This window comes from Paenibacillus sp. JT22N15, from assembly GCF_059383755.1.
This window is the reverse complement of record NZ_JBXENV010000002.1, coordinates 1-21,341: the sequence shown is the minus strand read 5'-3', so window position 1 is coordinate 21,341 and position 21,341 is coordinate 1. Positions and strand designations below refer to the sequence as shown.

Below are 21,341 nucleotides of genomic sequence, written 5' to 3'. Positions count from 1 at the left end.
ATGGTGAGATGGGACAAGCCCCGATTGCTCCCCCTGCTACAGGCAGCCGTACATCGGCCGAAGCTTTAAATCGCTGGCGGCTCATCCTTGGGGAGGCTGCCGAGGAAGGCTTAAGCGAAGCCGAAGGCTATTCGCCCGAACATTTTTCATATACGGAAATGGATGAGCTGCTTGGCTTTTTGTACGATCGCGAATATGGCGAGGAGCAGGGCTACAGAAGATCAGCAGGGCGGGGAGCCTCAGAGCTTACCGTTCCCAAGTGGCTGCATAAAGTGCGGGAGCTGTTTCCGAAGCAGACGGTGGAAATATTGGAGAAGCAGGCGCTGGACCGTTATGGGCTGACCGAGCTTCTGACGGATAAGAAGCTGCTTCAATCGCTTGAGCCTAACATGAATCTGCTCAAGAACATCCTGCAATTCAAAGGTCGGATGAAGGGCGATGTGTTAAGAAGCGCGAAGGAAATTGTTCGTGCAGTAGTGGAGGATTTGCGGCAGAAGCTCGAATCGCAGGCGAAAGCGAGCATACTCGGCAAACGCAGCCGTTACACCAGCAGCTCTGTGAAGTCGCTGCGCAATTTAAATTTTAAGAAAACCATTTCTCGAAATTTAAAAAACTATGATCGCACAAAAGGCAGATTTGTGATCGACCGTCTTTACTTTGACGGCAATGTGCAGCCGCATAACAAATGGAACATTATTATTGGCGTGGATGAGAGCGGGAGCATGCTGGACTCGGTCATTTACAGCGCGGTGATGGCGAGCATTTTTTACAAGCTGAATGCGCTGCGCACGCACTTGTTTATTTTTGATACCCAGGTTGTTGATTTGACGAGCAGGCTGGAGGACCCCGTGGATCTGCTCATGAACGTTCAGCTAGGCGGCGGTACGCATATTGCCAAAGCGCTGCGCTATGGCGAGACGCTGATTGAAAACCCTGGCAAAACGATTTACATTTTGGTCAGCGATCTGGAGGAAGGCTACCCGATTCAACATATGTATAAGGCTTGCAAAGATATTTTGGACGCAGGCTGCAAGCTGCTGGTGCTGACCGCACTCGATTTTAACGGGGACTCTGTTTATAACAAACATGCGGCGCAGACGCTCACCAATATGGGGGCTCATGTTGCGGCGATTACACCAAATGAGCTAGCCGACTGGATCGGCGATATTATAACTTAATTTTTGGGAGGACTCGGAAAATGATAACGGAAAACCGTGAAGTTGAAGCCTTGGTTGAAAAGTTTGGAGAAGCACTCTCTCAGGAGTATTCGAAGAATACGGACCGCAGCGCAATCATTATCGATTATGTAATGGGCAGAACAGAGCAATTCCCGGATTTGCTGCCTGATTCCATGCAATATGCCTACCGTTCGATGGATCTATTTGAGAAGCTTGCGAAGAAGGATGACAGCGATGTGTTTTTTCGTGCGGGTGCACTCATGCTGCGAATGGGACTCAATGCTAGCCGAAGCTATTATTGGCAGGGATACAGCCTCGCGATCTGCTTGGGCGACGGGCATTATGCTTTAGGGCTGGCAGGAAAAAGCAAAGCGGGAAGCCAGCGCTTGCAGTCGCTGCTGCCACGAATGGAGAAAATACATAAATTTGCCGGAGATAAGGCGATTATGGATGAGCTGAAAAGCAGGGTTAGCAAATGCAATTTTGGCAAAAAGGATGCTGGAGATACAGGCGTTATTATTAATACGCTGCTGCTTCTAAAGCTGTATTCCCTGCTTGATCCTACATCGCCCCATCAATTTAACAGCCAAAGACTCGCGAGCGAGTTTCCGGAAATATTGCAAGCGGTATTGGCCGAAAATACGGAGCAGCTTCGCGAGCTGCTGAATGCTGCGGTGAAGCCGATCATCGCGTACCCGTTCAAAGCAAAGGAAAATTATTCTGTTCGGGAGCTGAACGCGGATTTTATAACGAGCCAACGCGAAAAAACGATTGCGGCACATTATCCTGATCTCCAAGCACAGGAGACCGGAGAAGTTTCCCGCATCGAATTTAATCGGACATTGACCCAGATTCATAGCGCTTTGTTATATGTCATTAACGTTAAAGGCGGCAAGCAGCTGTTTCTGGACGAGCCGGGGGATGTAGGCTTAGCGCTGCTTGATGCAGTCAGAACGCTGCATGAAGTATATCCGCTTGAGGTCCGCCAGCATTTGCTTGCCCTCGACAGACGCGCCAAAAAGCCGGACGAGCTGCTGGAGGGCATCGTTCCTTTCCAGGAGCCTTATGAGTTAATTGAACGGCTAAGCGGAGAGCTGAATAGCTATATGGTGCCGTGGAGCGCGCTGCAAAGCTATGTGCTTAGTGTGCCGGATCAAGCTTTGCGTGCTTATGAAATTTTACGTTCGGCGTATTACAAAGCTTATTTGCATAAGGTGCTCACAGATGGCGGGATTGCATTGTCAGATGAAGCCGGCACGCTTACGCAAGCGGTATTCGCTGTATTAAGGGGACAATCGGAGGGAGGACGTCATGGTCTGTTTCTCGCCCGTTATTTGGAAGGGGAAACTTCCTTCGAGGATTACTGGAAGGATGAAACGAATCGCTCGTTGTTTGACCCAAGGAACCGGGACAGCAAACGCAAAAGCCTGCTTGTAGCTGTAAGCTTCTTGCCTCCCGATTCGCCTTATATAAGGCGGCTGGCCATTTTGATTACACGACCGGAATGCGATGCACTGACTCTCGTGTCGGAAATGTACCATTCCTATTCGTTTAGCGGACAAAAGCTGCTGGAGCTTTATGGTGAAGATCCTGAGGTGAGCCGTGAGCGTCTGCTTTCGGGCTTGCTGATGCTTAATGGCATGAGAGATTATTACTACCGTTCGATGCCGCAAAGCGAATATCGATCCATTATTAGAAATAATTTAACGGATTCATTGAAGCAATATAAGAATTTACCTACGGATTCTCGGCTGACGGTGCTTGAAATTGCCTTTGAGGATCGCGATGCTTTGACCCTTGAACAGCTGACGGAAGCAATCCGTGCGGGGCTGCTGGATTCATCGAAAAAGGCAAGCGGAGCTGCGCTGGCTGAATTCAGCCGAGTGCCTGACGAAACATTATATTTAACCCTTTATCGCACCGAGAAAAAAGCAGCGATTAAAGAGCTGGTACTAAACTCCCTGCGCAGCGTAACAGGCAGCAAGGCGGCATACCAGCAATTGCTGGAAACGGAAAAATCGGAGGACTGGCGCACGCTTATTCAAATTTTGCTGGATACGGCTGATTTAAGCCCAGTTCATGCGCACGCAGCGCTTGCAGATCAAGCGGATGCCAAAAAAACGGCCCGCCTCAGCTGGCTGTCCGTAAATGATTTGCCAGCCTTGCTGGATTTGGAGGGGCAGCAAATAGATGACCGAATCAAGTCGTATTTGATGCTTCAATCGATGGATCATACGACGGCTCCGAATGAGCGCTTGAACGAGCTGCGTTCTTATGTAAACAGCGATTCGCTTTCAAATTTCGCAGCGGAGCTCATTCAGCTGTGGATTCAAAGCGAAGCGCCTGCGAAGGAAAAATGGGTGCTGTATGTAGGCGCATTGTTCGGTGATCGCAGGCTGATACAAATTTTAGCTCCGCAAATTAAGGAATGGACGGAAAATAGCCGCGGCGCAATGGCGGCGGAAGCGGTCAAGGCTTTATCTTATTTAAGCGAGCCTGCCGCATTAATGGCCATTGACAAAATCAAGCGAACCGTCAAAAACCGCCAGGTAAAGGGCGCGGCTGAGGAGGCGCTGCAGCTGGCAGCGGAAAATCAAGGACTTACGCCAGAGCAGCTCGAAGACCGCCTGGTCACGTCGCTTGGCTTTGATGATAAGGGTGCTCAGCAATTCAGCTATGGCGAGCGCACCTTCCAGGTGAAGGTGAACCGGAGTCTGGAGGTTATCGTCATCAATGAAGAAACAGGCAAACCGCTCAAAAGCTTGCCTGCGCCGGGGCAAAAGGATGATGCGGAGCTGGCTGCGAAAGCGAAGGCTGATTTCAATTTGCTCAAAAAAGATTTGAAAACGATGGTCGGTATCCAAGCGCAGCGACTGGAAGAATCGTTGTCTAAACAGCGGCTATGGTCCGCCGAAGAATGGACGGCGCTGTTCGTGGGCAATATCGTCATGCAGAAGTTTGCTGTGGGCCTCATCTGGGGCGTGTATGAACAAGGCAGTCTTACAGACACGTTCCGTTATATGGAGGATGGCACCTTTAATACGGTAGATGAAGATGAATACGAGCTTGCTGATGGAGCCAAGGTCGGCTTGGTTCATCCGCTTGAGCTGGATCAGGAAGCGCTTGAGGGCTGGAAATCACAGCTGGACGATTATGAAATCAAGCAGCCATTTGAGCAGTTGAATCGTCAAATCCATCTCGTGGAAGAAGAAAATCAGCAAAGCACAGTATATGAGGATTTGCCGAGATCAGAGCTTTCGCCTACAGCGTTCCCTAAGGCGCTTGAGAAATATGGCTGGTACAAAGGGTCAGCCCAGGATGGCGGCTGGTATAGCGAGCTGTATAAGGACTACGGGGATTGGCTTGCCGAGCTGCGCTTTAGCGGGACTAGCATCACCTATTACGAAGGCTTGGAGGACATTACGCTGGAGCTGCTGCAATTCCATGCGAATGAAAAAGGCCAATACAGCTACTACAGTGATATTCCGGCTCTAGCTTTAGGCAAAATTCCAGGTCGTGTATTCAGTGAGACGATCTATGATATTTTGCGGGCATCAGGACGCTAGCATGTCAGCTGCCGCATTTGAGACGAGCTTTGGGCAGTTTGCCAAGCTATGCACCGAGGATTATTTGGTTCGGCATTCGAACAAGGGCTTATATAATCGGGCGTTAAAAGATATCAGCAAAGGCACTGATGTCAAATATGCTTGGGGAGAATCATCCGTCAGCTGTGAGTTGAATGATGGAACGATCTGCATATTGGAAAATACGCTGACAAATTGGAAATGTACGTGTCCATCAGAAAGCTTATGCAAGCATGTGCTGATAGCCATTTTGTTTTACGCACAGCAGCTGCCTACTACTACTTCTTCTGCACACGAGGAAGGAGAGTTAGAAGGCAGCATGCAACAGCTAGGCAGCACTGCGGAACGCTTTAATTGGCTGCTGGCTGCCGAGCTTTCACCGCTGATCAAGCCGTTTAATGTATCCCTTGTGGAAGAAGTGCTGTTTCGGCTGCGCTACCCGGAAGAGCTGGAAGTGACACAAAATGCGCTTCTTACGGTCTGTCTCAAGCTCCAAGGTGCTGAGGTTTCGTTCACTGAGGAAGCAAACCCGGCTAAGGCGCTTTGCAAAATAAAGGAGAGGGCCGGAGAGCTGTTAAAGCTGGAAGCCCTCTTGCGTTACCGAGCTTCAAAGGGACTGGATGATCTGGAAGCGCTGCGCGGCAAAGTGTATAAGGTCGCTTTTTCGCCCGATACCGTAAGGGAATGCAAAGAGCTGCTTACTGCGATGCTGCGGACGGGACTTGCCCGTCTACCCCAGTCGTATATGGCACAACTGGAAACGCTCGCTGTCACAGCACGCAGTGGCCAACTGCCGGACGTGGAGCGCGGCTTGCGCGGCATTCAGGGCGAGCTCGAGCTGTTTTTCAACCGGCATGTCCGATTTTCGATGATAGAGCTGCTGGATCGCGTCACCAAGCTGTATCTTGCTCTGGAGCTGCTCGAACGGGAGACGCTTCCTGCTGCTCAGAAGGAGCAGCTTATCGGGACTTTTCGCAGCAAATATTATGAGCTGCCGAAGCTGCGCCTATACGGTCTTGGCGCCGAGCCGTGGGAGACACGTTCAGGCTTTAGGGGCATCACTTATTATATGTACGGGCTCGATGATGGGCAGATGTACACCTATAGTGACGCGCGCGCTGTGTATTATGAAGGCAATGATTTTTCATTTGCCAAGCATTATGCCAGCTATTCGCCTTGGCTTGCGAGCTTGACGATGCGCCAGTTTGCAGGAGAAGAGCTGGTGTTCGAGCACATTAAAGTGAACGAGGAGCGCAGATTATCCTCAGGCGAAGGGGCTAACCTTACTCTCGTTGCCCGTCGATCCATTAACGAGCTTAATGTGGGGCAGCTCGCCTCGGATTTGCCCGCTTTACGGCGTGTTGGAGCGGGGGAACCAGCATTATTTTCAGACGCAAAGGAACGGCTTGTTTTAATTAAGCTGGCGCGGATCATAGGGAATCGGTTCGATAAAAGCTCGCAGAGCCTCTTACTCGAAGTAGAGGATGAAACAGGCGAACAGTTGGAGCTGATCCTTCCTTATCAAGCGGACTGGGAAAAGACCGTCAAACGTCTGGAAGCCGGATACGGCGCTGCGTCGCTTGAACAGTTTTATGCATTTGTGCGAATAGAGGGCGGCCAGGCTTATCCGATCAGCTTTTTGCACAATACGAAGTTGATTAGCTTAAAGCTGGATATGTAGGGCCAATAAGCAGGTGGAAAAAGGAGCAGTGGAATGGCTTTGGAGCAGGTTTACGATGGATTGCAGCGGCTGCGCAGCTGGTTTGAGGAGCTGCTGCTTCGTGGGACCGCGCAGCTTGCCTTGAAGGATATCGAATGGCTGGAGCGCGAAGCGGAGGAAGCTGCCCGATTGCAGATGGACTTTCTGTCTACGCTGTTGAAGCAAGTGGCCAGCGAAGGGCGCAAAATGGTGCTGGGAGGCGGTGAGGAGCAGCAATTGCTCCTTCATAGCTCCCGTCTTTATCAATATGTTCAGCTTGCTGAACAGAAGTAACAAGCCTCCTTGCTATAGGGAGGATATCAGCTTTCTAGCTCGAGCGGGAGCCTCTTCCAGCATGCAAAGAGAAGGAACCGGACACTGTGGCGCTGCGCAGGTCGGTTCCTTCTCTTTTTTTCTAGGAATATGGATGAATGATAGCTTATTCTGCAAGCGGGATGAGGATGGTGAATTCCGGGTTCGGTGCATAAGGGTCACGGCTCATTGGATAAAATTCCAAATGCGTCAAGCCATCCGAAAGTGGCCTATGTCCGTTTTGTCTGATCCAGTTATATACGTATTCGTAGGAAGCCTCTATGTTTTCGTTCGCCTGATGATCGTATGTGGCATAGGTCAGACTGGGAATAGAGAGACTGTACATGCCTTCGGGCACACAGCCTACTGCTTCTGCCTGAACCGCCGCATAATGAGTAAAGCCTGTGCTTGTCGTGTGAAAAGAAAGCCCGAGCAGCTTATTGCGCTCCCGCACATGGTTGATTTCCGTCACACGCTGTTGGAATTGCTTCTGAATTTCCTTAATTCCGCCTGCTGCTGCTTCGGCAAAGGTGCCTTCCCATTGTAGTCCTACGACGTGAAAAGCTTCCCGCTCTGTAAGGACTACCTCCTTCAAAACGTTCATTCTAATCCCTCCTGTGCTGGACTATTTTCCATTCGATCGTAAACGGCTGTCGCCACCCTTTGGCGGCAAAGCTTCCGTTTCGCGTAGAAATATAGAGAAAGTATGAACAAATCACATACTTTCCTATATTTCAATCAATATCCGTACGTGAAACGCTTACACTTCCTAAACCGCCGCCCATTCACTGCCGTCTTGTTACCTTGTTCAGCCGTTTAGAGCCTGCTTTACTATTTCTCTATAAACGGGATATTTCCTTTTGCATTTATGGGAAAATTTAATAGGTTTTGTGTCGTCCAAATGACAGCTGATAATGCTAGAATCGCTGCCGTGCAAGGGATGGTCAGCGGAAAAGTCAATCTATCCGCCTTGAAACAGGTCTAAATCGAGAGAAGCATGGCGAGAATAAATGCTAGAGAAGATTTTATTTTTAAAAATAAAAGCATTTATAAGTTACACACTTATAAATGGCTTATATTTCACCCGCGAAACGGTAGCTTAGCCGCCAGAGGAGGGCATCAGCCGTTTACGCTTGAGAGGAAGGCAGGTTGTCTAATGATGATTCATTCAAAATACCAATCTACCGCTCGGCAAGAGGAGACGGATGTATGGCAGGAGCTGCCGCAGATGCTTATTCATCGCATGCTCCAGCGTGTGGAAGGCGTTCTGCTAGGCAAGCGGGAGCTGGTAAAGCAAATGTTCACCGCGCTGCTGGCGGGTGGGCATGTGCTGCTGGAGGATAAGCCGGGAGTCGGCAAAACCGTGCTTGCAGAAGCGTGCGCCCGCGTCATTGGCGGGGAGTTCAAGCGCATTCAGTTTACGTCGGACATGCTGCCGTCGGATGTGCTGGGCGGAGCGGTGTGGGATGCGGCTCGAGGCGAGCTAAAGTATGTAACAGGCCCGATTATGGGCAATGTCGTGCTGGCGGATGAAATCAACCGCGCCTCCGCCCGCACCCAGTCCGCATTGCTTGAAGCGATGGAGGAGCGGCGTATTACGGTGGATGGGGAGACGAGGCCGCTCCCGTCGCCGTTTATGCTGATTGCTACGCAAAATCCGCTGCGTTTTGAAGGGACGAGCAGGCTGCCGGAAGCGCAGCTGGACCGTTTTATGATGCGGCTGTCCATTGGATATCCCGAGCCGCAGTTTGAGAAGCAGTTGCTGGAGCAGTATGCCGATGGGCAGCGGCAGGAGCCTCATAAAATCAGGCCAGTGGTCATGCCGGAGGAATGGCTGCGGATGCAGCGGGAAGTGCGGCTGGCTCATGTGCATCCTGGCCTGATTGAATATATGGTTCAAGTGGCAGACGCTTCGCGGAAAATGCCAGAGCTGTCGCTGGCGATGAGCCCGCGTGCCGGCAGGGATTGGCTGCGAGCGGCACAGGCCTCTGCATATTTGGAAGGCAGAGGTTATGTGCTGCCGGATGATTTGCTGGCGACAGGCGAAGCCGTGCTTGCACATCGGCTGGAGGTATATCCGGGGGCACCTCTTCGGATGACAGCAGCACAGCTCGTAGAGCAGCTGCTGCGCACTACACCGCTTCCTGCAGCCGTGCTGCCGCAAGCGGCGGGAGGGCGGCGCTAATGGCGGTTTCCATTGCGGATAACGAGGCAGTGAAAATAGGGCAAGCGGATGCTGGAGAATGGCAAGCGAAAGCGGCGGGTACTGAGCGTGAGGCAGAAGCGGAGCAGGAGTTGGGACAGCAGAGGCTGGGCCGGATAAGGTGGGGAGGCTGGCTGCTCCTGCTATCGGGATGGTGCGCTGCTCTTGCTGCTGTCATTCAGCGGGGAATGGCGGTGGAGTGGTTTATGTTCGCAGTGCTTGGCTGCATCATGCTGCTAAGTGCCGGATTGCCTTGGCTTGCTATGCGAGGCATGGAGGTGCGCCGCCAGCTTGACGAAGGCACAATTCGCGATGGGGGAGAGGTTGAGGTGCAGCTGATGCTGGGCCGCGCTTTCCCTATTCCGTTCATTTGGCTGGCGCTTGAAGATACGATGGTCAATGGGAGTACGGCAAAGCAGGAGCGAGTTTCTTATCGCTATGCGGCACAGCTTCATTTCGCAACGAGACTCGCGCTTAGCTATCGGGCGCAGCTTATTCGGCGCGGGGAACATAGCTTTGAGGCGGTTACCGTTACGGTAAGCGATTATTTAGGATTAACGGCTGTTAGCCGAACCTTTGCTTGCCGCAGCGGGCTGCTTGCGGTTCCCGCATTGCCGGAGGCTGTAGCAGCTCCGGGTGCGGCGGCGCTTCGGGGAAGCGGCTTAGCGACTATCATTAGGCTGCATCCGGGCAAGATGGATGCTCAGGAGGCGGGATCAGGGCGTGAGCCGTCTGAAGGCCAGCATTCCGGCAGACAGGGAGGAATTGGTCCTGAGATGCGGCCGTACCGGGATGGGGATTCGCTGCGCCATGTCAATTGGAAGGCCGCCGCGCGCGGGCGGGGGCTGCACACGAAGGAGCATGGCACAGCGCTTCATCGCCCATTGGTGCTTTTGGCCATTGATAACACGGTGAGCGCTTATGATGGTGACGAAAGGTTTTTTGATGCCTGCGCCGGGTGGGCTGCCGGCGTGCTGGAGCAGGATTATTTAGCGGGAAATCGGGTGCAGCTCATTGCTGGCCAGGCGGTTCTAGACGATGGTGCCACCGATGCGTGTGTGAAGACGGAATCCATACAGCCTTCGTTGTCAGCACAGCAAGCTGGCGGCTCAGGAAAGCTTTTGGGAGCGGAAGCGAATGAGCAGCAGTCTAGCGAAGCGGGAAGCTCGGCTAACACGGAGGGAAATGTATGGATGGAACCGGGTGCATACGAGGACAACAGCGCAGCCGCAAGTATGCAAGAGCTGCTGGAACAGCTCGCACGGCTGAAGCTGGTACAGCATGGCCGATTTGTTGCAAGGGTAATTGGCGAGCTTGACCAGATGCCTAGAGGAGGCATATTGCGCTGTTTTACCGCCGATTGGCGCAATAGCGCAAGCTGGGGGCAGCTGGCCTCGCGGGCGGCGGAGCAGGGCTGCCAAGTGCTGCTGTATATGCTGATCAAGCAAAGCACGCCTTCTTTTGCGATGCGCGAGCAGCAGAAATGGCTGGAGAGCTTCGGTGTCCGCACATATTGGCTGACGTATCCGGAGCGGATGAATGAACAGCCGCAATTAACGAAGGGAAGGATTCGTTATGGCGATATTTAATGCGCAAGGGGAGCCGGCATTCGGCTACCGCCTATGGACGAGCTTGCTGCTGCTTGGCTTGCTTGCCGAGTGGATGCTTCCATGGTCGGAGGCTGGCAGCCGTTATTATATTGATGTGGCTCAGCCTCTAATTGTATTTGTAGGCTGTATTGCTATAGCGGGCTTACTGCGAGCACCTTGGTATATCATGCTTGTCGTTTATTCCGCCATCGGCATTACAGGCTTGATGCGTCTTTACAGAGGCCCAGATGTGGGACCGCTGGAATGGGCAGCTGGTTTTGCCAGCCGCTTTGCCGAGGAAGCTGGCGGGCTGTTCAGCATAGGAGCAGTAGCGTGGGGGATGTCAACAGAGCTGCAGGCGCTGCTTCTGTTTACCGGCTTTGCGCTGCTTGTGCCTGCGCTGCAGGCTTTAATTTGGCTGCGCCAGCTGGGGCTGGCTTTGGCCGGCATAACAGCAGGGTATTTGATTTTACTGCATGCATGGCTTGGCATGGATGTGCTGAATGCGCTGCTGCGTGTGACGGCGGAAGGCCTGCTGCTTGGCGCGATTGTCATGTTTGCACGCATGAGAACGCTGCAGGGAGAAGAAAGCAAGGAGGAGGCGCAGACGGCTTCTTATCGCTGGTCGGCTTCTGCTTTCATCGTTGTGGGGCTGTGCCTGGGCGCCGGACTTCTATTCTCTGGAGGAAAATCCGCCGCAAATAGCCCCGCAGCTTGGACAAAGCCGCTAACTGCAAGTCTGGAGCAGTATGTGCTTGGTTTGGAGCACGGCAATCCGAAGGCTGCGCTGGTCTCGGCTGGCGCGAGCGGAAGCTACGCTTCCACAGGCTATGGATTTGATGACAGCACATTAGGCGCTCCCCTAAAGCAGGATGAACGGCTTGTTTTTACGGGTCTGTCTCCTGTTCGCACGTATTGGCGCGGGGAGACGAAAGCTTTTTATACCGGTAAAGGCTGGCAGGAAACGGAGCAGCGTACGGTGCTGCTGCCCATTCAAAATGGCGGGGAACGGATTGCGTCCGCTAGTGGAGAGGGAAGTGTGGAGGTAGAGGCGGTAGAAGCCCTTGCAGAGGTAGAATCGGAGGCAGTTGCAGAGACAGTGATAGATACAGAGAAAGGTATAGAGAAAGATACAGAGAAAGATACAGAGACTGGCAAAGAGAGGGATATAAAAAGCCAAGGGACAGGTGCGGAGACAACCGTCAGCCCGGATCGAATCGTCGTTCAGACGGTGCTGCTTAAACAGGCGGAGCGCGGCTTCCCTCTTTTTATGGGCGGAACCTCTGGCACTTTGCTGGATTTAACCTCTTCGCAGCCAAGAAGCAAGCTGAACACTTATTTGAAAAATGAAGCGACGGGCACGCTGTACGCTCCTTCGGATAAGGTACTTATAGACCAGTACACTGTCCAGACGCTGCTTCCCGTGATGGATGAAGCTGCCTTGCGCAGTGGCGGTATTCAAGCGGGAGAGAAGGAAGCGCTGGCCGAATATTTGCAGCTGCCGGAATCGCTGCCGAGCCGTGTTGCTGCACTGGCAGCAGAGGTATCGGGAGGCGGAGTAACAAGCCGCTATGATCAGGTGAAGGCGGTTGAAGCTTATTTGCGAAGCAGCTACACTTATTCTGCTGAAAATAGTGCGGTTCCTGAGGCAGGAGCAGATTTCGTGGACGATTTTTTGTTTAAGCAGCATGAAGGGTATTGCGTGCATTTCTCCAGTGCAATGGTCATTATGCTTCGTACACAAGGCATTCCGGCTAGATGGGTGAAAGGCTTTGCGCCCGGAGCCGTGTCCGCGGAGCAGCCGGATGCACGAAATGATGCGGCACATGCAGGCGTGAAGCTGACCGCTTATGAAGTAAAGGGCAAGGACGCCCATGCCTGGGTGGAGGTGTACTTCCCAGGCGCTGGGTGGGTGCCCTTTGATCCGACGCCGGGGTATGGCGGCGAAGGGACAGCCGCGGGAGCAGCGCTCGCGGGCTTGGCCGGCACAGCCGGCAGTGCGGCGGCAGGCGGCGAAGGGGCCGCCGGTGCGTTTGCCAGCGCCGCTGCGCGCCCGATGGGGCAGCGCGCGCAAGCGCTGGCTGTGGCGGCGGCTGAGCAGGCCGCCACAGCTCTCGCGCAAGGGGCGGATGCCCTTGCGCGTGCGGCGCTTGGCGCCGCCGAGGCAGCGGCGGGGGCGACGCCCGCCGCTAAAGGCGCCGCAGGCGCGGCTGCGCTGGCGCTGGCAGCCGTGCTCTGCGCTGCGGCGCAGCGCAGGCGGCTGCGCCTGTGGCTGGCGCTGCGCCGCTACAGCGCCGCCTCCCGCGGCGGGACGCCGGCCCGGGGCAGCGGCGGCGTCCAAAAGCAGTTTGCCGCAGTATCGGCGGCAATCTGGCCACAGTTGGACCGCTGCGTAGCCAAAAGGCAGCCGCAGCAAACAGCAAGGCAATACGCAGCAGCGCAAGCCGCTCTGCTGCCTCCCTCCCAGGCCGAAGCCTTGCAGCGCTTCGTCACATGGGATGACGCCGCCCGCTATGAGCAGCGGCGTGCCTGGCAAGCGCCGCTGCCGGAGGAGCTGTCGGCAGCGGCCGCCCTATTATGTGTCCGCAGGCATTCCGCGCGGCGCACATAACCATCCAGGGGCAAGCTAAGCTTCACCAGCTTGCTCCGCATCCCAAAGAAGCAAGCAGTCCACTAACCATGCGGCTGCTTGCTTCTTTTTTTCCTATCCAATCCTGCCAGTCCCCACCAATCCCATGCATCCCGCGTGCTCCTTAAGCTCAAACGACGCACAGACAAAAAAGCTAGTGATGAGAACCATTTTCAAATATAATAAAATGGTGTTTGATAGGACAGATAACGTTTATCTGTAACGGGATGTGAATCGAATGAGTCGTATAAATTGGAATGACCAACTGCTGCTGTGGCATGAAGCGACGGTTAAAGTGCTTGATATCCGGCATATAGCTCTGGGGAAAAATGAAGAGCTGCGCGGCTATCTACTGCCATCCAGCGTTTTCATATGGGTAACGCGCGGACGAGCGCAGGTGACGCTGGATGGGACGAATTATGCCGCCCAGCGCTTTCATCTTCTGCATGGCGGCAAGGGGATGTGCTTAAACATTATTCCTTCGGCGGATGTACTTGAATACGATATGATCTTTTATAAAGGGAATCTGGCGGGGCAAGGCAATCGAAAGCTTCAGCAGCTCATGGAGCATAGCAACCCGTTTCAAATCCAATATGGCTTTGCTCCTCAAAACCCGCTTGCGATACATGCGATTGTGCGGAAAATGGAAGAAAGCTGGGGCAAGCTAAGCATGCTGGACAGGCTGGGTGCTAAGGGTCAGCTTTATCAGTTTGTGCATGAGCTGATGGGCCAGCTTTCAGATCAGGAAATTGCTCCAATTGTGCCGGATCTGGTGCGGCAAGCCATGCGCTATATTGAAAACAACTACCCGGAGCCGATATCGGTTGAAGGTTTGGCCGGACTGCTAGGATGCAGCGCCAGCTATTTGTCGCGTTTATTCAAAAAACAGTTGGCAACGACGCCGAACGACTATTTGATTAAAGTCCGCATGGATCATGCCAGCCACCTGCTTTCGGAGACGCAAGCTACGCTGCAGGAAATTGCGGCGAGCATCGGGTATCCGGATGTGTATTATTTTAGCCGAGTGTTCAAAAAGCATACCGGGCTGCCGCCGCTTCGCTTCCGCTCCCGAGCCGCAAGCGGCAAATCAGTTCAGAATAATCCATTCCATCGTTCAGGGCAAGCCATTGTCCCCCATCCAACGCAAAGCTACAATTACAGTGATAATAGTTATCAACTAGTTGGAGAGGGAGATTTAACGATGTATAAGGAATTAAAGTTGTCGGTGGCTGCTGTTATGCTGCTCTGCATGGCTCTATTGTTCAGCGGCTGTGCAGGCTCCGCAGCGGTAAATGATCGCTCCATAACGGCAGAAGCGGCGGCAACGGGGGAAAACAGCGCGGTGCAGCAGGCATCGCAAACCAAGGTTGTGCAGCATATGTTGGGCGAGACGGAAATTCCGGTTAACCCGCAGCGAATTGCGGTAAGCGGCCTAGAGGATATTTTGTTGGCTTTGGACGCACCTATTGTGCAGGCACAGGCGATGAAGGGCCAATATTTATATGAAACGCTGCAAGAGAGAAATATTCCGGCCATCTACACGCCAGACAGCTTGAACTACGAAGCTATTTTGGATGCGAAGCCAGATTTGATTATGGCGCATTTGCTGCCGACCGATAAAGAAAGCTATGAAAAATTGAGCAAAATTGCTCCAACGATCGTTTACGACCGCGGTGACTGGAAAACATCCATAGCAGCTATCGGCAAAGCCATTGATCGGGAGGAGCAAGCCCAGGCGGTCATTGATGCGTACAATGAGAAGCTGGAGCAAACGAAAGAAGCCGTTGCGAAGGCTGTAGGCGCCAACCATTCCGTCGCGTTTATTCGCCCGTCCCAAAGCGATGTGCAAGTCTTTTTCCCGGCGTTCGTCTATACAAGCCTTGTCTACAAGGATGTTGGTTTGGCTATGGATGCATCTGTCGCGGAATTGGAGCAGAAGGAAGAAGAGGGCATTTGGGGAGTAGGCGAGTCGCTGGAGAAGCTGCCCGAATTAACGGCTGACCATTTATTTGTGACGGTTGGCGGATCGTTTGATTCGGAGGAGGAAGCCCAGATGGCTTTGGCTGAATTGGATGAAATCGAGAAAATGAAAGTGTGGCAGGAAATTCCTGCGGTTAAAAAAGGGAATGTGCACAAAGTATCAGCGAGACATTGGATGCTGAATGGTCCAACAGCTGATAGCATGAAGCTGGACGATGTGCTCAAGGCGCTCGTTAAATCTTAAAGCAACGCAAAATGTTTAAAGGGTGGCCTTCCGGCATGGAAGGTCCTTTTTAATGGCATTTAAATTCCTATTTTATCCATATGAGGCGTATCTCCTTTAAAAAAAGTGGATTATCGTCACTCAGCCTTGACTCGCTCAAAGCGCCTTATATATAATTACTACATTAATTGAGGGAGGCTCGGTAATGAACAAGCCAAATGAAATCATCATTGTTCTGGACTTCGGAGGACAATACAACCAGCTAATCGCACGCCGCATTCGTGATTTGGGCGTATACAGCGAGTTGCTGCCATTTAATACATCGGTTGAGCGCATTCGTGAAATTCAGCCGAAAGGGATTGTATTCTCAGGAGGTCCAGCTAGCGTATACGAAACGAACTCGCCGCTTGTTGACCCGGCAATCTACGATCTGGGAGTTCCGATCTTTGGCATTTGTTACGGCATGCAGCTGATGTCGCATCAATTGCAAGGCAAAGTAGAGCGCGCAGGCAAACGGGAATACGGTAAAGCAGAGGTTGATTTTACGCCGGACAGCCGTTTGACGCAAGGCCTCGACGCTCGCCAGACCGTATGGATGAGCCACAGCGACCTCGTAGTAGAGCCGCCAGCAGGCTTCAACGTTGACGCAAGCACGGAGCATGCTCCAATTGCGGCAATGAGCAACCCGGACAAGCACTTCTATGCAGTGCAATTCCATCCGGAAGTTCGTCACTCTGTATTCGGCAATGAAATGATTCGCAACTTCCTCTATAACATTTGCGATTGTGACGGCAATTGGTCGATGGAGACATTTATCGAGGATACAATCCGCGATATTCGCGACCAGGTTGGCGACAAGAAGGTGCTATGCGCCCTTTCCGGCGGTGTAGATTCCTCCGTTGTTGCGATTTTGCTGCACAAGGCGATCGGCGATCAGCTTACTTGTATGTTTATTGACCACGGCTTGCTCCGCAAGGGCGAAGCAGAAGGCGTTATGGAAACGTTCGTGGGCAAATTCGATATGAAAGTGGTCAAAATCGATGCACAAGAGCGTTTCATGAGCAAGCTTGCGGGCGTTGACGACCCGGAACAAAAACGTAAAATTATCGGCAACGAGTTCATTTACGTTTTCCAAGAAGAGTCGGATAAATTCGATGACTTTGAATTTTTGGCGCAAGGCACGCTGTATACGGATATCGTTGAGAGCGGTACTGCTACAGCCCAAACGATCAAGTCCCACCACAATGTCGGCGGCCTGCCGGACGACATTAAGTTCAAGCTTGTAGAGCCGCTTAAAGCGCTGTTCAAGGATGAGGTTCGTAAAGTCGGTTCCGAGTGCGGCTTGCCAGATGCCATCGTATGGCGTCAGCCATTCCCAGGTCCGGGTCTTGCGATTCGCGTGCTTGGCGAAGTAACCGAAGAGAAGCTGACGATCGTACGCGAGTCAGATGCGATTCTCCGCGATGAAATTGCCAAGGCTGGCCTTGACCGTGAAATTTGGCAATACTTCACTGCGCTTCCGAACATGAAGAGCGTAGGCGTTATGGGCGATGCCCGCACGTATTCCTACACCGTAGGTATCCGCGCCGTTACGTCAATTGACGGAATGACAGCGGACTGGGCTCGTATTCCTTGGGATGTGCTTGAGAAAATTTCGGTACGTATCGTAAACGAAGTGGACAACGTTAACCGTATCGTCTATGACGTTACGTCGAAACCGCCAGCTACGATCGAATGGGAATAATGAAAAGAAACTCCGAAATCCCTCTACATTTGAGGGTTTTCGGAGTTCTTTTTTTATAATCGCTAGATATAGTGTTCGAATAGCTTACTCATATAAGGACGAGGATAAAGTCACCCCTGTGCAGAAATGGTTTTTATTTCATAGATTTTTTGGAGCGTATGGAGAAGCTGCGTCTTCTTGTCATCGTCCTCTGCGTGGAGATACCACTCCACAAGCCTGTACCCGAATACGAGAAGGATCAACTCGTAGACGCAATTAACGGCGATAGGAGATACATCTCCATATTCCGAAAATCCTTTGTAATACGCGGGGACACATCGCTGGTAGTATTCGACCATATGATCAATATCCGCCTCATCCGCAATCAGGCTTGCAAGATCCTCGCCCAGGTAGCCCCATCCGCTAGTATCCCAGTCTAGGAGAATTATTTTTCCTTCTGCACAGATCAGGTTGGTTACCCAGAAGTCCCGGTGGCATAGCACGAGGGGCAATTTTTCAATACGGGTGAATATTTCATCTGCGTTCTCATCAATTTCAATGAGCATTTCCCGCACGTGCATCGGAAATTCGCAGTCCTCCGAGCGTATATAATTGTAGACGACAGGCCATGACCTGTAATGCAGATACGTATTTTTCATCAAATCAGCATGGCTCAGGTTGGTCAGACTCTGAAGCACGGCTGGCTGCTCCGCATAAAGCTTGCCTTGATAGCGTCCTAATTCCAGCGCGGCCTGTTCATACATATCACCGGTCAAGTCTAGGCCGGACACGCCGTCTACATATTCCAACCACAGTTGGAATTCATTTTCATCGTCATTGATTTCGGCGTGATAACATATCGGCCAGCGAAAGGAATCCGAGAACGTCGCTCCCAAATCAGAAGCATAGAGATCAAATTCCCGACGCCATGAACTAGGATCGCCGTAACGCTCCCATTTCTTCTGAATTTTTAGAACAATACGGTACGGCAATTTCTTTCCATCAGCAGTTACGGCTATCCCTGTTACCTGGTACACAGCTCCCACAGTCCCGCCATGTAACGGCACGGTTTGGCATTCGGCGGAGATGATATTCGTTTTGAACAATTGGCTTAAAGCATAGTTCAGCGTTTCGAGTTTGATATTCATTTCTTCACGCTCCCGTTTTTTTCGTTTGCTTGCTCCACATGGCGATCGATTTGTTTTGAGCCCTCTTGTCGATAGCTCGTTTTGTCTTGGACAAACTTGTTCTCATGCTGCTGGGCAACATAACTCTCCCGCCTGGAATTTCTTCTATTTTTGTATATCCATAGGTTTCTAAATCAATCATGTTTTTTTGTTAGCTCCTCATAATGTTGTTTTTTTGGACGCAAAATGCCGCGGACAAGCAGCCTCTAAAGAAGCTGCTGTCGCGCGGCATCAGGACATAGAAAAGATACGACCTTCATCGTATCCCGCAAACAGCAATATTCACGAAAGGTTACTTTAGATGGCATACCAAATAATACGGGCATTCTTCCCGCTTTTTTCATGTATGCCTTCTATTCTGTTTTAGGACGAAACCACCATATAAGTCGTCGCCATTAAAATCATCTCCCTTCGTGTAAGGAACTTGCTTATCAATAAGCTACTATAGGATAGCATGTTATGGGAGAAACATCCATATCGGGTTTTATTTGAACGCACTGCAAATACGCTATCAACCTATCTATGCCATGTCGTCAACGCTTTCCATCCGACCAGAATATGGCCAGATGGAGAACAGCGCTTTGAACCGTTCCTTGAAAATCTGTTGCTTCGCTTGCATCAACGCCTTCCAGGGCGCGTATCTCTGTGCTGCATCAATAAAAAACTCTCATTCATTTGCTTTTAATAGCAATTGAAAGAGAGTTTTTTTAATCATAACTAAAACCAATTAAACGCTTGTCACATGCTCCTCGCATTCCATAGAACAGAAGCCGTGATGGGTTTCCTCGCAGTCCGGGCATACAATATGCTGACGGTGGCAGGTATCATCCGCGCAGTTGATGTAGGTTTCCGCTGGCGCTTCACAGTGATAGCATTTTCCGACGACGACAGCTTCATCCGTGCGGTTAATGGTCACCGAAATCCGCTCATCGAACACATAACATTTGCCGTCGAAAAGCTTTCCTTGAACTTCCTCGTCTTTGCCATAGGTGACAATGCCGCCATCGAGCTGATAGACATCCTTGAAGCCTTCGCTTAGCATGACGCCAGTCAGCTTCTCGCAGCGGATACCGCCAGTACAGTAAGTAATGATCGGCTTGTCTTTCATATCCGCCATATTTTCACGAAGCCATTCTGGAAATTCCTTGAAGGTTTTAAGATCAGGCCTGATCGCATTGCGGAAATGTCCAAGATCGTATTCGTAATCGCTTCGGCCATCAAGCACAATAACGTCTTCCCTTTGCAAATAGTCATGGAACTCTTTAGGAGACAGATGCGTGCCGGTTAGCGTATTGGGATCAAGCGGTTTGTCGTAGCGGAGAGTAACGAGCTCCTTTTTGTAACGGACGAACATTTTTGGAAAAGCATGCTGATCGGCTTCATCGATCTTAAATACGATATCGGCAAATAACGGATTGGAGCGCAGGTCACGCATATATTGCTCCGTTTGCTCAATCGTTCCGGAAACTGTGCCATTGATGCCCTCGTCCGCAATAAGAATCCGGCCGCGCACGTTTAACTCCTTGCAGTAAGCCAAATGTTCGGCTGCGAATTGCTCCGCCTCGGGAATCGCAACAAATTTATAATACAATAAGACCTGATAGTTGGAAGGGTTGTTCATTGCCAAATTCCTTTCTGTAACTAAGTTGAGAACATATTAGAGAACATATTATATTGTAATAGACATAGGACATGTTCACAACACCAACTGTGCTTATAATTTCATTAGGATGACTTCAATTTTCAAAATATAGGAAAGGATACGATTTTCCCATCCTTTCTCTATATTTCTCGAAATGAAACGTGCCGCGCCGCCAGAGGACGGCGAAAGCCGTTTCACCTTGACCCAATCGAGTCATTTTCTGCTATTTGATACCAAAGGGAGTGCATTTAAAATGAGCGTTGTTTGGACCAAAGACAACATTACAGATGTGTCAGATCAAGTAGTCATTATTACAGGCGCGAATAGCGGGCTGGGTTTTGAAACAGCAGCAGCACTAGCTGAAAGAAAGGCAAAGGTTATACTAGCTGTTCGGAACATGGAGAAGGGAAGCGTGGCTGCTGGCAAAATAAAGTCGGTCTACCCGGGTGCACATGTGTCACCGATGCAGCTTGACCTTGGTGATTTGAATAGCATCAAGGTGTTCGCATCCGATTTTATGAATCAATACGACACCTTATCTATTCTTATCAATAATGCTGGAATTATGATTCCTCCGCATCGTTTGACCAAGGATGGCTTTGAATCACAGTTTGGCGGAAACCATTTGGGCCATTTTGCCCTGACGGGCCTGCTTTTGCCAAAGCTTATTTCTACCCCAAATTCGAGAGTAGTTACCGTAAGCAGTATAGCTGCTCATAACGCTGCTATCCATTTTGACAATTTAGACGGTTCCAAGGGATATAGCGCTATAAAATTTTATGGACAAAGCAAGCTGGCCAATCTCATGTTCGCCAAAGAGCTTCAAAACAAGTTTCTTTCCAATCACGTAGATGCCGTAAGCGTAGCCTGTCATCCTGGAATATCGAATACGAACTTATTTTCCTTCGGTTCAGGAAAACAGGCCAACACATTCATGCGTATGCTTACAGGATTATTAAGTCAGCCAGCCCATATGGGGGCCTTGCCTACCTTGTATGCTGCTACAGAATCGTCAATCAAGGGCGGGGAGTATATTGGTCCAGATGGGAGAGGCGGCAGGAGAGGCTACCCTAAGAGTGACGAGATCATTAATAAATTATACGCTGCCGATATTTCAAACCGGCTATGGAATATTTCAGAAAGCTTAACGGGTGTTTCTTACAAGTTCAACTAGGATTTGAATGCAAATCGGCATCGTGCTGCTACCTCATTTTTGACGGACTAAGGTTCCGCTATTGTGGCATTTGAAGGGATTTTAGGCCGCAAGCGGACAGGATGTAACTAGAATAAAAAGTGGACACAGCGTTAAGGAACGCCTAATAATAGACGTAACGAAAAAGAAGAGGTGTCCGCGAGTGGGAGAACAACGGCAACGATACAATGAAGAATTCA

General features: G+C 51.2%; 14 protein-coding genes. 10 read left to right on the top strand and 4 right to left on the bottom strand.

The window, feature by feature from the left end:
- Positions 1-8 precede the first annotated feature (8 nt).
- Genes AC50X8_RS03810 through AC50X8_RS03795 form a run of 4 tightly spaced genes read left to right on the top strand, consistent with a single transcriptional unit; the run spans position 9 to position 6,755 of the window.
- Complete coding sequence (locus tag AC50X8_RS03810) at positions 9-1,178, top strand: VWA domain-containing protein (protein WP_494859695.1); 1,170 nt, start codon at positions 9-11, stop codon at positions 1,176-1,178.
- 20 nt (positions 1,179-1,198) lie between these two features.
- Positions 1,199-4,744 carry a DUF4132 domain-containing protein gene (locus AC50X8_RS03805; protein WP_494878724.1) on the top strand — a complete coding sequence of 1,182 codons (3,546 nt, stop codon included), beginning with the start codon at positions 1,199-1,201 and terminating at the stop codon, positions 4,742-4,744.
- A gap of 1 nt (position 4,745) precedes the next feature.
- On the top strand, positions 4,746-6,443 hold the full coding sequence (locus AC50X8_RS03800; protein WP_494878722.1) for a hypothetical protein: 1,698 nt from the start codon (positions 4,746-4,748) through the stop codon (positions 6,441-6,443).
- A gap of 33 nt (positions 6,444-6,476) precedes the next feature.
- Positions 6,477-6,755 (top strand): hypothetical protein, encoded by a 279-nt coding sequence (locus AC50X8_RS03795; RefSeq protein WP_341281016.1) that lies wholly within the window; start codon positions 6,477-6,479, stop codon positions 6,753-6,755.
- 145 nt (positions 6,756-6,900) lie between these two features.
- Here AC50X8_RS03795 and AC50X8_RS03790 read toward each other — a convergent pair whose 3' ends face one another.
- Positions 6,901-7,377 (bottom strand): GyrI-like domain-containing protein, encoded by a 477-nt coding sequence (locus tag AC50X8_RS03790; RefSeq protein ID WP_056030812.1) that lies wholly within the window; start codon positions 7,375-7,377, stop codon positions 6,901-6,903.
- A gap of 552 nt (positions 7,378-7,929) precedes the next feature.
- On the opposite strand from AC50X8_RS03790, the gene AC50X8_RS03785 reads away from it, so the two are divergent.
- The 5 genes from AC50X8_RS03785 to guaA all read left to right on the top strand — a co-directional run bounded on the left by AC50X8_RS03785 (position 7,930) and on the right by guaA (position 17,141).
- The gene (locus AC50X8_RS03785) at positions 7,930-8,958 is read left to right on the top strand and encodes an AAA family ATPase (RefSeq protein WP_494878719.1); all 1,029 of its coding nucleotides are present in this window, start codon (positions 7,930-7,932) and stop codon (positions 8,956-8,958) included.
- The gene (locus AC50X8_RS03780) at positions 8,958-10,565 is read left to right on the top strand and encodes a DUF58 domain-containing protein (protein ID WP_494878717.1); all 1,608 of its coding nucleotides are present in this window, start codon (positions 8,958-8,960) and stop codon (positions 10,563-10,565) included. The genes AC50X8_RS03785 and AC50X8_RS03780 overlap by 1 nt, the downstream gene beginning before the upstream one ends.
- On the top strand, positions 10,552-13,176 hold the full coding sequence (locus AC50X8_RS03775) for a transglutaminase-like domain-containing protein (RefSeq protein ID WP_494878715.1): 2,625 nt from the start codon (positions 10,552-10,554) through the stop codon (positions 13,174-13,176). Before AC50X8_RS03780 ends, AC50X8_RS03775 begins: the two co-directional genes overlap by 14 nt.
- Before the next feature lie 256 nt (positions 13,177-13,432).
- The gene (locus tag AC50X8_RS03770) at positions 13,433-15,418 is read left to right on the top strand and encodes a helix-turn-helix domain-containing protein (protein WP_494878713.1); all 1,986 of its coding nucleotides are present in this window, start codon (positions 13,433-13,435) and stop codon (positions 15,416-15,418) included.
- Positions 15,419-15,602: 184 nt separating this feature from the next.
- Positions 15,603-17,141: a glutamine-hydrolyzing GMP synthase gene (gene guaA, locus AC50X8_RS03765; protein ID WP_056030800.1), complete on the top strand. Its 1,539-nt coding sequence runs from the start codon at positions 15,603-15,605 to the stop codon at positions 17,139-17,141.
- Between the two features lie 110 nt (positions 17,142-17,251).
- On the opposite strand, the gene AC50X8_RS03760 is transcribed toward guaA, so the two are convergent.
- From AC50X8_RS03760 to trhO, 3 genes are all read right to left on the bottom strand, one after another.
- Positions 17,252-18,268, bottom strand: coding sequence for a phosphotransferase (locus AC50X8_RS03760; protein WP_056030797.1), 1,017 nt, complete (start codon positions 18,266-18,268; stop codon positions 17,252-17,254).
- A gap of 4 nt (positions 18,269-18,272) precedes the next feature.
- Positions 18,273-18,449: a hypothetical protein gene (locus AC50X8_RS03755; protein ID WP_235533050.1), complete on the bottom strand. Its 177-nt coding sequence runs from the start codon at positions 18,447-18,449 to the stop codon at positions 18,273-18,275.
- Positions 18,450-19,034: 585 nt separating this feature from the next.
- Positions 19,035-19,928 carry an oxygen-dependent tRNA uridine(34) hydroxylase TrhO gene (gene trhO / locus AC50X8_RS03750; RefSeq protein WP_494878710.1) on the bottom strand — a complete coding sequence of 298 codons (894 nt, stop codon included), beginning with the start codon at positions 19,926-19,928 and terminating at the stop codon, positions 19,035-19,037.
- Between the two features lie 274 nt (positions 19,929-20,202).
- Here trhO and AC50X8_RS03745 point away from each other — a divergent pair, with 274 nt between their 5' ends.
- Positions 20,203-21,123 carry an oxidoreductase gene (locus AC50X8_RS03745; RefSeq protein WP_494879061.1) on the top strand — a complete coding sequence of 307 codons (921 nt, stop codon included), beginning with the start codon at positions 20,203-20,205 and terminating at the stop codon, positions 21,121-21,123.
- The last annotated feature ends 218 nt before the right edge of the window (positions 21,124-21,341 follow it).